This window comes from Streptomyces spinoverrucosus (assembly GCF_006539505.1).
Taxonomy (GTDB): Bacteria; Actinomycetota; Actinomycetes; order Streptomycetales; family Streptomycetaceae; genus Streptomyces; species Streptomyces spinoverrucosus.
This window is the reverse complement of sequence record NZ_BJND01000121.1, coordinates 1-11,553: the sequence shown is the minus strand read 5'-3', so window position 1 is coordinate 11,553 and position 11,553 is coordinate 1. Positions and strand designations below refer to the sequence as shown.

Annotated in this window: 11 protein-coding genes and 1 pseudogene; 3 read left to right on the top strand and 9 right to left on the bottom strand. The window is 71.2% G+C overall.

What is annotated here, in order from left to right:
* Nucleotides 1–49 precede the first annotated feature (49 nt).
* On the bottom strand, nt 50–1,342 hold the full coding sequence (locus SSP24_RS41210) for a helix-turn-helix domain-containing protein (protein WP_141316196.1): 1,293 nt from the start codon (nt 1,340–1,342) through the stop codon (nt 50–52).
* 190 nt (nt 1,343–1,532) lie between these two features.
* On the opposite strand from SSP24_RS41210, the gene SSP24_RS41205 reads away from it, so the two are divergent.
* Both SSP24_RS41205 and SSP24_RS41200 read left to right on the top strand, forming a co-directional pair.
* Nucleotides 1,533–2,003 (top strand): glycine-rich domain-containing protein, encoded by a 471-nt coding sequence (locus SSP24_RS41205; protein WP_141316194.1) that lies wholly within the window; start codon nt 1,533–1,535, stop codon nt 2,001–2,003.
* Between the two features lie 111 nt (nt 2,004–2,114).
* The gene (locus SSP24_RS41200) at nt 2,115–2,816 is read left to right on the top strand and encodes a methyltransferase domain-containing protein (RefSeq protein WP_141316191.1); all 702 of its coding nucleotides are present in this window, start codon (nt 2,115–2,117) and stop codon (nt 2,814–2,816) included.
* A 138-nt stretch (nt 2,817–2,954) separates the two neighbouring features.
* Here SSP24_RS41200 and SSP24_RS41195 read toward each other — a convergent pair whose 3' ends face one another.
* From SSP24_RS41195 to SSP24_RS41165, 8 genes and pseudogenes are all read right to left on the bottom strand, one after another.
* Nucleotides 2,955–4,022 (bottom strand): DUF3800 domain-containing protein, encoded by a 1,068-nt coding sequence (locus SSP24_RS41195; RefSeq protein ID WP_229866362.1) that lies wholly within the window; start codon nt 4,020–4,022, stop codon nt 2,955–2,957.
* Between the two features lie 170 nt (nt 4,023–4,192).
* Nucleotides 4,193–4,384: a hypothetical protein gene (locus tag SSP24_RS41190; protein WP_141316189.1), complete on the bottom strand. Its 192-nt coding sequence runs from the start codon at nt 4,382–4,384 to the stop codon at nt 4,193–4,195.
* A 181-nt stretch (nt 4,385–4,565) separates the two neighbouring features.
* A pseudogene (locus SSP24_RS45620) lies at nt 4,566–4,712 on the bottom strand (ATP-binding protein); the annotation flags it as partial.
* Between the two features lie 362 nt (nt 4,713–5,074).
* Nucleotides 5,075–5,356 carry a hypothetical protein gene (locus tag SSP24_RS43300; protein WP_167529865.1) on the bottom strand — a complete coding sequence of 94 codons (282 nt, stop codon included), beginning with the start codon at nt 5,354–5,356 and terminating at the stop codon, nt 5,075–5,077.
* Nucleotides 5,353–6,396 (bottom strand): hypothetical protein, encoded by a 1,044-nt coding sequence (locus tag SSP24_RS41180; protein WP_141316186.1) that lies wholly within the window; start codon nt 6,394–6,396, stop codon nt 5,353–5,355. The genes SSP24_RS43300 and SSP24_RS41180 overlap by 4 nt, the downstream gene beginning before the upstream one ends.
* Nucleotides 6,397–6,581: 185 nt before the next feature.
* A complete protein-coding gene (locus tag SSP24_RS41175; protein ID WP_141316184.1) occupies nt 6,582–7,106 on the bottom strand; it encodes a hypothetical protein in 525 nt (174 codons plus the stop codon).
* Complete coding sequence (locus tag SSP24_RS41170) at nt 7,103–9,241, bottom strand: hypothetical protein (RefSeq protein ID WP_141316182.1); 2,139 nt, start codon at nt 9,239–9,241, stop codon at nt 7,103–7,105. Before SSP24_RS41170 ends, SSP24_RS41175 begins: the two co-directional genes overlap by 4 nt.
* 519 nt (nt 9,242–9,760) lie before the next feature.
* Nucleotides 9,761–10,885: a hypothetical protein gene (locus SSP24_RS41165; RefSeq protein ID WP_141316180.1), complete on the bottom strand. Its 1,125-nt coding sequence runs from the start codon at nt 10,883–10,885 to the stop codon at nt 9,761–9,763.
* A 112-nt stretch (nt 10,886–10,997) separates the two neighbouring features.
* Here SSP24_RS41165 and SSP24_RS43295 point away from each other — a divergent pair, with 112 nt between their 5' ends.
* Nucleotides 10,998–11,165: a hypothetical protein gene (locus tag SSP24_RS43295; protein WP_167529864.1), complete on the top strand. Its 168-nt coding sequence runs from the start codon at nt 10,998–11,000 to the stop codon at nt 11,163–11,165.
* The last annotated feature ends 388 nt before the right edge of the window (nt 11,166–11,553 follow it).

Here is an 11,553-nt window from a genome sequence, read left to right as displayed (position 1 = left end):
AGGGGCATGGGGCTGGCGCGGTCACTCCTGCGGAGTGTCTGCACGGGCGTCATACGGCCCGTGTCACGGCGGCGTGCAACTCGCGTACGCCGCTGGTGCGCGGGTGCCGCTCGGCGAGCTCGGTGACGATGCGGCGGATCGCGGGCCGGTCGCGGACCTCGCCGCGGCTGGCCCGGTAGGCGTCCAGCAGGGCGCCGGCGGTCTGCTCGGGGCGCTGCCAGGCCCACCAGGCGCGCGCCATATCGGTGCCCAGGCGGGCCTTGCGCTCAGCGGTCGGGAACTGCTCCGGCCGCAGGTCCTTCCCGGCATCGAGTGCGGCACCGGCGTCGCCGAGTGCCCAGTGCACGCCGACCGCGTACAGGTCGACGGCGGCCGGGCTGATGGCGAACAGCCGGCCGGGTGGGGCGGCCTGGGGCAGGCGGCGGGCGGCGCGGCGGGCCTCCTCGGTCATCGCCAGGGCCTCGGTGCGCTGCCCAGCCCGGGCGGCGGTGTAGGCCAGGGTGCACAGCATCTGTGCGTAGGCGGCGGCCGTGGCGTCGGTGCGCAGCCCGCTCGTCTCGAGGTCGTCGGTCACCGAGGACATCAGGCGTTGAGCGGCGCCGTGCTGGTCCTGGTGGCGCAGCACGATGGCCAGTTCCCGTGCCGCGGCCGCAGCTGCGAGCGGGGAGCCGGAGATCTCGGCCCAGGTACGGGCACGGTCCGCGGTGAGCCGGGCGCGGTCGTAGGAGCCGAGCTTGATGAGCACGGCGGAGGCGAGGCTGTACACGGCGGACAGCCGGGCCTGGTCGAGACTGTGGCGGGAGACGGCGCCGTGATGCGCGTCGGCGATGAGGCCGGGCAGTGCGGCCAGGAGCCGTGCGTGCGCGCCTTGGTCGTACAGGGCGCGGGCGCCCGTCAGACGGCTGTCCAGCGGCCCGGCACCGGATGGGGCGGGGGTGCCGGCCAGGGCGTCGTCCAGGCCCATCAGCAGGGCGGCGGGGCCTGCGGCCGCCGTGGCGGCGAGCAGCGTACGGCGGCGCATGGGGTCCTCCTCGGCGTCACGCTGACTGGCCGTCACTCTAGTGGCCGCCGTTGCCGTAGCGGGCGGTGGCGCGAGCGATGTCATGAGGATGTGTCCGGGCACGCCGACTTCCCGTGCGGCACGGTGCACCAGGGCCAGGTCAGCGATCCGGGTCCGGCGCTCCAGACGGGAGACGGTCGCGGGCGAGCAGCCGATCCGGTCCGCGAGCACGGCCAGCGTCCAGGCGTGGCGCTGGCGTCCGATCCGGATGAGCGCGCCGGGGCGCCGCTGCGCGGCTAACTGCAGTGCTGTCGTGCTGTTCCAGAGCGGGTCAACGGGCACGCGTCCCTCCCACACCGCACAGACAGGGGGCCCTCCACGCTACGGGCGCCGGCCCGGCACGTCGAGGACGCTTGCACGACATGCAAACGCCTTGCACAGAACGAGAGTTGATCACCACGCAGCCGCTCGGCGCGGTGTGCTGGGCGCCACCGCCCCGCGCCGCGGGGCACCGTCCATCGAAAGGCACACCATGGCAACCACCGCCGCTGTTGCATCCCCTCCGGCCGCCGACCCGACGACCGGCCCGGTCCGCTGCGCACGCGACGTCGTGCCGACCGACCTGTGGGACAAGCAGGTCGGGCTCCTCATGCGGGACTACCCCTACGACTCGGTCATGGCCGCCCGGGTCCTCGGCCAGGGCTACGCCTACCTGCTGACCGCGATGAACCACCGGGGCGAGGGGCTGGGGCTGGCGCCCAGCAAGCTCGTCGATATCGGCGTCCACACGGTCATCCTGGACACCGTCGCCTACGCCGAGTTGTGCGAGAAGTTCAACGACGGACAGTTCCTGCACCACGTGCCGAAGGTGGAGATGAAGAACGACGGCTCCGTGGTGAAGACGGCCCACATCGTCGCCGCCGACGGCTGGGAGGTCGACCTGCCGCTGTGGACGGACGCCGCCGACTGCGGCCCGTGCCACCCCGGCAACGACTCGCACTGACCGCCCCGCAACGGCGAGCTCCTCGGACCCCGGCCGCACGGCCGGGGCCCGAGGGCAGGCCCGGGTGACATTTCGGCGAACCGGCCCGGCGGCCCGGTCGCGGCCGCCAGGATGGGCCGGGTGACCACCAGCACCGCAGACCTCTGGCACCACTACGGCCGCGCCCGCGCCACCAGTGACCGCGCCGTTCCCGGCACCTTCTACTGGAGTTGGGGCCAGGACGCCGGGCCCGGCCCCGAGGTCCTTGGTGATCTGACCGGCCGCTGTGTGGGCGACCTTGGTGCCGGCGCAGCCCGGCACGCAGCACACCTGGCGGTCCATCACCAGCCTGCCCAGGTCACCGCCATCGACGCCTCGCCCGCCCAACACGCCATGGCAACGGACCTCTACGCCCACCTCGCGCCACGTCTGCGCATCGTGCAGTCCGACGTGGTGCCCCACCTGCAGGCGATGCCCGGCGCGTACGACGTGCTGTATAGCGTCTTCGGCGCCCTGGACTTCACCGACCCACGCGAGGTACTGCTGGCGGCTGCCGCCGCGCTCAAGCCGGGCGGGCGACTGGTGTTCGCAACCCTCGCCCACTACCTGAACGGGGCGCCCGCCCAGCCCGATGCCGTGGCCGCCGACATCCCGGCAAAGACACCGGACGGCGAAGCCACCACGATGCGCCGCTGGGTCCTCCAAGAGCACGTGTGGACCAAGCTGCTCGACGCGGCCGGATTCACCAACATCACAGTCGACGTGCTGCCTTCCGCCACCGGCGGGCCACGCACCGCCGACACACTGCTGGTGAGCGCGCACCACCCGTCCTAGAGCAGGGCCCCGCTCCGCCCCGGGACATGGAGCTGAACGAGGAGAACGGCTACCGCTTCCAGCAGCAGAGGGCTGAGCGCCGTGTTGCTGCGATGGCGGCGGGTCGGGGGCGGCTGGCCAGTTACCTCTGCGGCGACGTCACCCTCCTTGAGTCCTGGACGCGCGCAGATCGACGGTCCCAGTCGGCCATACAGCGCCGATCACCCATGGCTTCACCACGTCCGCCAGTTCCTCCGAGAACCGGTCACCGCCGCCGACTGCCAGGTGGGCGGCCCATTGCCGTACCGCACCTGCTGCCCAGTCCGCAATCTGGAGCTGGGGGTGGGATGTGCTGTCCGCGAAGTCGATCTGCACGGCCGGGAGCGGATCGTTGAAGCGGCCGGGGCGGGCGGGGTCCGGGAGGAGATGCGCCATGCGCAGCAGCGTCGCGTTCCGGTCGATCACCTTTGAGGTGTCATGGACGAGACGGAACCGCCCGACAGATTCTCCGAAGCTGGTGCAGAGGCAGTACAGCGCCGGCACCGCCGGGTCGAGGATGTCGCGCTGTTCGCCGGTCGCGAGGTCGGCGGCGGTCGCATCGGCCACCCCCCGGCAGCATTCCAGCAGCTCGATCCATCCGGCAAAGTTCGCGTGCTCCGCCGGGATCGACGCCTTGTAGGCGGCTATGGCGGTGAAGAGGTCGTCGGTCGCCACCCGCTGACGCACCCAGTCGACGAAGGCCTGAAGCATTCGGTGAAAGGCCGCAGCGTCGCCGAGGACCGGGCCGGCCATGCGCAGCAACTCGGCCAGGGCCAGACCGGCCTGGTCCTCATACAGGTTGAGACCGTCCGCGTCGGCCAGCGGCTCGACCAGAACATCGACCAGCTTGGTGACCACCATGAACCGCTTGTCCATCAGATGACTGCGAACGCTTCCCTCGGGCATACTCCCAAAGGCCCGCTTCAAGGCCCTCCGGCCCGCCGACGACCGGGCGAGAGAACCGTACTTGGGCTCACCCTGGGTGGGAGGAAGTTGGGACCGGACCTCATCTACGATCGACGCGGCCATCTCATCGGGCAGATGCACCCCAGCCAGCGTGAACACCGGCTGATGAGGATCGAGAAGGTTCTGCCCAGAGTTCGAGGACTCGTCGGCGTAGACGACAGGGAGCAGGTCGGAGGGAGTATTCACCCTCGGAGCATGCCGGGCAGACGGGCGGACGGCCACCAGAATTTCCTTCCCAAGCCCGTTCCGCCGTTGCCGGTGCCTCCTCGGACATCGACCAGAACTACGCCTGGCGTCAGGCGCAGCCCACGCGTGTGCGGCGGTGGACCAGGTGCATGCCGAGGACGAGCAGCAGTAGCCTGCCGATCTGCTCGAACCGTTCTTGGAGGGGGTCACGGAAAGAGGTGGGCCAGTTGCCCGGCCTCGGCGGCGAGGTCACCGCGCTCGGCAAGGTAGTCGGCCGTAGAGGCGCGGTGGACGGCCCGGGCCCGCTCCAGCATCGCGACGTTCACCTTTGCGTCCAGGGTGCGGCCCAGCGCGGCGCACAGAGCCTCGGCACGGCCTACAACCGCCTCGACGGTCATCGGTGCCTGCGCGGGCCCGACCGTGCCCCCCGGCGCTCCTTCGCACCGCGGGTGGGCGAAGGGCTGCGGGCGTGCACGGAGTAGCCCGGCACGGCACCGCGCGCCCAGGTACGGCCAGGCGGCGGCCGCAAGGGGTGCCGCTCGCCACGGGGACCTCGGCCGGCAGCTGCCCGCAGTGCGCGGCGTGTGCGCGGGTGGTGAGTCGGTAGGAGTCGTGCCGGGCTCGATGCTGCCGCCGAGATGAGGCGGTCGACGATGGCCGCGCAGAGGTGGGGTCGGTGAAGGTCCTGGTCCAGCCCGCGAACGGCTCGTTGGAGGCGATGGAGACCTGTGGCACCGGGGTCCGGTCCCCCGGCACGGAGGAGGAGCTGACCAACCCTCTCCGCCGCTCTGGCGCCCCGACAGCCGCCGCTGCCCTGCTCGCTGTCAACCTCGACCATGCGTTCCTCGCGCCTGCAAGGCGGCTTTCCGCCCGGTCGTCGGCGCCCGCAGCCGGGAGGCCACCGGTGCCACTCGGGCAGCCGGGATGCGAGCGCCGCGCCGCCCGGGCGCGCCTCGCCGAGGTCGAGGCACGCGTCGTCGAGGCGACGGTCACGCACGCCCGGCACAAGCTGGGCCGGGTACAACGTGGTCGAGGTCCAGCTCGCGAGCGTTAGGCCCAGGGCGGGGTAGGCGCGGGGCGGCCCGCACTCACCCAGGCCGAGAAGGACCTCGCTGCCGTCCGGCAGCGAGGTCGGCCGGTGCGGAGGGCAGGGCACGGAGCCCGACGTCGTACGCCATCGCGCCTAGGGCGAGGACCACGAGCGGCCACACGAGGGGGGAGGCTGCCGGGATGGTGCCGTGGACCAGGGCCGCGCCGACGCTGCCGGTGCCGAGTGTGGCGGTGCAGGCCGGAACGTTGGGCAGGGCGATCCGTAGCACCACCTCCCGGCGCCGGGCCGGGCGGGCCGGGACGGGGTTGAGGGCGCTCATCGTCCGCTCACCATGCTCGTCTCGGCTTCCAGAGAGCGGCTGGTGATGCGCGCAGCGAGCCCTTTCACTTTCCGGCGGACCTTCTCGCCCTGGCGCTTCGGCTGCGCAGCACCAGCGGCCATGGCCGCTTCAGCCCAGGTGGTGACCCCGGGGGTGGCGAGGGCGAGTGTCACGGCTCGCTCGGCAGGGGAGAGGGCCTCCAGGATCTCGGTCAGGCGCGGGTCATCGAAGCCGGCTTCGACTCCGGTGTCGGCGGCGGTCTGTGCGGGGACCAGGTCGTACAGGGTCAGCCCGTCGCCGAGCGGGGTGTCGAGCAGCAGCAGCCGCGCCTGGCCGGTCTTGCGGCGCCAGACCGGGGTGAGCTGCCGGTTGATGACCTTGGCCTCTGACTTCAGCTTCTTCAGGGCGTCAGGGGTGAGGTGACCTTGGTCGTAGAGAGGATCCGCCCAGTTGCCGAGCAAGGCGGTGGAGACCGGTTCATTCCATCCGCTCCACAGTCCCATCACCTCCGATCTGAAGGAGTGGATTGTGGATCCGTCGCCAGCGAGGGCGGCCTCGCGTGCGCTCAGCGCCTGGATCACATCGGGGACCGGGATGTTCAACGCCCGGAACCCGGACTCGATGGTCCGGTTGGCCGGGTGGCCGGCCTTGAGCACCGCCATGCCGGTGGTGGTGGTGATCATCATGGGAGGGGCGACACGGTCGAACGGCTCCGGCAGTCCGAACGTGCCGTCCAAGTCGAGAGCGACGCTTCCGTCCTCCCGGAGGGTCACGGTATCGCCGGTGTTCCCGCTCCAGTGGGCCGGGAACAAGGCCGTGACCGCCGCGCCGGTATGCGAGTCCCAGTTGAACTGGCTGATCCGCTCCGCCAAGTCGGTGTGGACAGAGCCGTCATCCTCGACCATGGTGTAACTGGGCGTAGGCGTCGGGTCTTCGGTGGCCATGAGCGTCTCCTTGTCGGGGAAAATCCTTCTCCTCTCGGTCCCGGCACGGGCCCGATCCGACAATGCACCTCGGATCCTTTTTGTGCCCTGCGTCACAGTGGCCCGGGTTGCTCGGAGCTCGCGGAGCCGGTCGACAGCCCTTGAAGCGTGGCCGCTCCCCGACGGCTGCGGTTCTCCCCGGCCTGGACGGGGACCGATTCCTGCGCACGTCCTGCGGCCGGTACAGCGGCCCGGGAGCTATGTACCCCGGGACCGCTGCACAGCACAGACCTCGATGACAGCTACGCCGTGTCCCGTACTGCACCGCCGGTGTCGGTGAACTGCGCCTGCTGGACGAGCCGGGAGACCAGTTCAGCAGGCGTCTGCGTGAGGTCGATGCGCGGGTGAGCGGATCCGTCCGCTGGGTTCAGCAACCGGGCCGTCCACCCCTCGGCGACGCGGACCCCCTCCAAGGAGATCCCCTCCGACAGCGGGAGCACGGTCAGCAGGCACCAGGACGTCCGCCGGGCCAGCCCGGCCGTGCGGTGGGCGTAGTGCTCGGCCAGCCGGTTGCCGACCGCGCCCGGGCCCTGGCGGCACACACTGCCCACGTACCGGCACCCGCGGCGGTTGTCCCACGCGACGTATACCGCGCAGCTCGCCGCCACCCGGCGGCGCACCACGGCCGGGCTGGCCCGGCACACCACCACCGGCGAGCCCCCGCGGCCCTCTGCGGTCGCGGGGACGTCGAGCACCGGGCCCATCAGCCGCAGGACCGGCCGCAGCGCCTGGCCGATCGCCGCCGGCACAGTCAGAGCCGTGCTCACTCGGCGTCCTCCTCGTCCCCGTCGACGTCCTCGTCGACCACGAAGATCGAGGGATCGGCCGGCCCGAACTTCGCGAGGATCCCCTCGAGCTGGCCCAGCTGCACCCGCAGCGCCTCGACGGCCTCGAAGGCGCCGAAGACCTGGTTGCCGCGCTTCTGGCTCATACGGGCCAGGGCCCGCCCGGCCTTGGCCGCGCCCTTGATGCCCTGCTCGAGAAGCCGGCGCTGGCGCGCGTCCTCGGCCTCCGGTTCCGCCGACGTGCCGTCCGTCTTGGCCTTGGCCTCCGCGCGGTTCTTGGCGATGGCGGCCAGGGCGTGGGCCGGGTCGGCCGCGTGGACGAGGTCCCACTCGTAGTCGAGGATCTCCTGCACACCGGACTTGTCCCGCATGGGCTCGCCATCGTGGACCACCACGCCCTCGACCTCGCGCTCCTGGGTGTGGAACAGCTTCGGCAGCACGGCCGGGTCGGCGGCGACGTGGGCGACGGCGATGGAGTGCAGCATCCGCAGCCCGCCGGAGGTCTTCGACAGCAGGTCCAGCAGTTTGACCGGCGTCGCCCGGAAGGGCGCCTTGCGGCTGTCGCGGTCGGTGCCCTCCTTCGATCCACGGTCCCGCGTGATGTACCCGTCGAGGATCGCGGCGGTCCCGCCCAGCACGATCAGCTCCGCCACGGCATCCTCCCCGCCGGCCAGGGCACGCTTGAGGATGTCGTCGAGCACCCCGAAGACGTCGTCGCCCTTGGTCAGCTCCCACGGCTGCTTCCACACCCCGTTGGTGATCGTGCCGCCGTTGCCGAAGGCCCGCAGCGGCTGCTCGATGCCCTCCTTGCTGCGGTAGGCCGACAGCGCCATGGGCGCCAGCCGCTCGCTGATCGGCTGCCGACGGGCTTGGACCATCCCGAATTCCTGCTTGATCAGCCGGTTCATGGCGTCCGCGCGCGGTCCGGCGAGCACCGCGTGCTGGTGGACGGCAGCCGACCACAGCCGGTGCGCCGGCACCCCGAGCAGCTCGTGCATGGCCTGCGTACCCACCGTGCCCGACAGCACCCGGTGCACGTCCGGGGTGATCAGGCCCTCGCGCAGGGCGTGCCGGTAGACCCGCTGCATGCCCTGCGTGTTCTGCGCCCCCGGCGTCCAGGCGGTGACGCGGACGTGCAGGGTGGCCAGCAGGTCGTCCCGCGCCGCCACCAGGTCCGCCAGCGGCCCACCCCCGTCCGCCTGCGCGCCGACCACGACGGTGGCGGGGAAGGCCAGCGTGTGGCCCTCGCGCCGGGTCGCCTCGGTCAGCGTGGGCGCCGCCAGGTTCTTACGGGTCCGCGCCGTCAGCTCGCCCACCCGCCGCCGCGTGGCCGCCTGCTCCGCGCGGCTGCGCCCGCCGGACCGCTCGGTGGAACCGATGACGGAGGCGGTGCAGGCCGAGATCGCCTCCTCGATGTCGCCACCGGTGCGCGCCAGCCACATGCTCACCATCCGGCTGTTGCCGTCGCCCGCGACCAGGAAGGTGTCCTCGGTGTTGTCGTCGTACACGATGCGCATCACGAACAGCGTCAGCGGCTCCTTCACGCCCTGCTGGAGCACACTCGAGGTGTAGACGTTCTCGCCCTTCTGGGCCTGGTACGTCTTGCGCATGCTCTCGGCGACCGCCTTGGCCAGCGCCTTGCGGTCCGGCATGCGCACCGTGAAGACCGCGAGCGGCTTGCCGGTCTTCGGATCGACCACGGTCTCGTACGCCGGCACCACCGACGAGGACGGCGCCACGTCCATGGCCGTGTGCAACTGGTCCGCCCACCGCTGGTTGACGAAGTCCGGCAGGACGTCGAGGTCGAGGTAGCGGTAGTGCGGCGGGGTCGCGTACAGCATCCCGCCGACGACCGGCTTGGCCGTCAGCAGGTTGATCGGCTCACGGGCCACGAGCGCCTGCAGCCGCTCCGGGTCCACCGCACCCGAGGTCACGGCGTTCGCCGCGGCCTCGTCCAGCGAGACCTCGGGGTTCGCGAGCAACTCCTTACGGGTGCCGCGGAGCTTGGTCACCAGCAGCGGGTCCGCGACCGGCTCGGGGCGGCGCAGCAGGGGCGGCAGGCCCTCGTCGGGCTCCTGCCCGTCCAGGCCGTCGAAGTCGTCGAACGAAGAAGTCACGATCTTGCCCTTCCTGGGCATCGCGCGCAGCAGGAAATACCCGCGGGCAGGGCGTGAGCCACTGCCTCCACTGCGCGCCGTCCACAGGGAGCGGCGAGCGCCGTCACGCTCCACCAGCGGCTCATGTCTCCGCGATGTCCCGTGCCGACCGGCGTTCCACGGTCCTAGGCGAGCTGCTGGTCAGTCGGATCCCCAGGGGACCGAACTCCCGTCGACGACGGGTGCCAGCCGCTCTTCATGCCTCAGTTCGAACCCTGCGGCATGCAGTTCCATGTAGCCAGAGCGGTGCGCAGCCGACGACAACGAACTCCGCCGGCTCCACCCAAGCCTACGCCCATCTCCACCTAGAACAGACTGACTTCAAGATGACGGCTCTCAACCAGGTAAATCCCCTGGTCAGTTCGGCACAGCCAAGCCCAACACCAGTTTTGGTCTACGCCACTTGCAGGGGTCGCCACCCGACAGAGCAGGCCCAGCGCGCTCTCGGCGAGCGTCCTGGTACACGCCACCGCCTGACTCTCACCCGGCTGCGGTCTGTTCGCGCAGGGTGCGTATCCACGTCTCGCCGAAGCCGGCGGCGCCTGTGTCGTCGCCGGGGATCCGGAAGATGTACGGGTCGGCTGCGAGCTGCTCCATGAGCGCCTCGTACAGGTTGTCGAAGGGCGGTTCGAGGCAGACCGCCAGGGACTCGGCGAACTGGCCGGGGGAGGGGCTGACGGTGATGAGGTGGTCCAGGAAGGGGAACATGCCCCATTCGTCGATCCGCTGCCGCAGCGCGGCCTGCGCCGGTGTGTCCGGCATGAGCAGCCCGTGCATCACATACAGCCCGTAGAACCAGCGCAAGCCGAGTAGCACGGTCCGCGCCCGCACGAGCTCCTCGTCACTGGCCCGCTTCACCGGACCCACCGCATCCGCGTGCCGCTCCAACAGCCCCCAGTCCACCGGCGGTTCCTCGCCGCGCTCGGCCGCCCCCAGCATCCGCGCCCAGTCCTCGACCGTCAGGCCGTACATGCCGAACGCGGCGAACGCCTCGGCCAGCGCGTCCGCCCCCACTTCTTCCACTCCCAGACCGATCGCCGCGACCACGTGCACCATGCTCCTGGAGTCCGGCCCTTCGGCCTCCACCGGCACGTCCTCGCCGGCTTCGAGTGCCGCGCGCACCAGAGCGGGGCTCGCCGCCCCGCGGCGCGGCGCCACGAGCCGGCCCGCGGTCGCATACAGCACGTCCTGCCCTTCCTCACCCCTCCCGGCCGCGCTGCGAGCGAACTCCACCAGCCGGTGCGACACCGACCTCTCCAGCACCCAGACGAGAGCCTGACGCACGGCGCCGATGGAGGGCTCCGGCACCTCAACCGCCCCCGGCCGCACGCCCATTCCGGCCTCGGCGAACCACTCCAGCACAGCGAGCCGACGGTCTCGTCCCTGCCGAAGATGCCGCGCCAGCGCCGCGGCGCTCTCCACCACCACCGGATCGACCGCGTCCACCACCGACCCCTGCCCGCGCCCGAGCCCGCGGCGCTGGTGACGCGGCAGCAACCCCGCCCGCCGCCAGCTCTCCAACTGGCTGGCCGTCACCACCACCTCCCGCGCGGCAAGTTCGCGGATCACCCGCAGATCGGCCGGACTCGGCGCTCCTCGTGCCATGCCCACCATTACAACCCCGAGAAGCGCAATTTTCTGCGGATCTGCAGCTCTGGCTCACTGGTCCCAGCACCACAGCCCGTGCTGCCGCGCCCTGCCCGAACGGACACCCGCCATGCCGAAGAAGAACCGCACCTCCTCCACCACCCCGCACCAGAATCACGTGACGCCCGACCCCGTCTCGTGGCGGCGCCTCGTCTCCATAGCGCTCCTCACCGGAGCCGTCCGCCACATCGGTGCCCTCCTGGCCGACCTCGCAGTGACCTGGTGGCAGCACGACTGACACCCGCCCGAGCACGAAAAGGAACTCAATGTCTGTGCAGCTGGCCCCAACTGACATCACCTCACCCACCCGGACACACCACACCACACCCCGCCTCCGCAACCTTCAACCCAAGGAGTCACACACCCTGAAACCGGATTCACCAAAAGTTCTGGAACGAAGGAAACAGCCAGCTAAGGACCCCGGCCCACACCGCCTCATAGCCAGCCGCCCGCGCATGCGGGCCGGTCCGGGAGCGCAGCGGACGGACCCCCAGGCTCCTTCCCAGGAGCGCAGCGACGAAGGAGCCGCCGGCTCGGAGCGTCAGCGGAGAGCCAGAGAACACCAGCCCAAACTCCGGATATAGCAAAAGTTCTGACGGAAGGAAACAAGGCTCGGAGCGCAGCGC

Excerpts from the sequence above, each read along its gene's own strand:
- SSP24_RS41165 (WP_141316180.1), bottom strand. The coding sequence starts at position 10,885 with ATGGCACGAGGAGCGCCGAGTCCGGCCGATCTGCGGGTGATCCGCGAA.
- SSP24_RS41190 (WP_141316189.1), bottom strand. The coding sequence starts at position 4,384 with ATGACCGTCGAGGCGGTTGTAGGCCGTGCCGAGGCTCTGTGCGCCGCG.
- SSP24_RS41200 (WP_141316191.1), top strand. The coding sequence starts at position 2,115 with ATGGGCCGGGTGACCACCAGCACCGCAGACCTCTGGCACCACTACGGC.
- SSP24_RS43300 (WP_167529865.1), bottom strand. The coding sequence starts at position 5,356 with ATGAGCGCCCTCAACCCCGTCCCGGCCCGCCCGGCCCGGCGCCGGGAG.
- SSP24_RS41205 (WP_141316194.1), top strand. The coding sequence starts at position 1,533 with ATGGCAACCACCGCCGCTGTTGCATCCCCTCCGGCCGCCGACCCGACG.
- SSP24_RS43295 (WP_167529864.1), top strand. The coding sequence starts at position 10,998 with ATGCCGAAGAAGAACCGCACCTCCTCCACCACCCCGCACCAGAATCAC.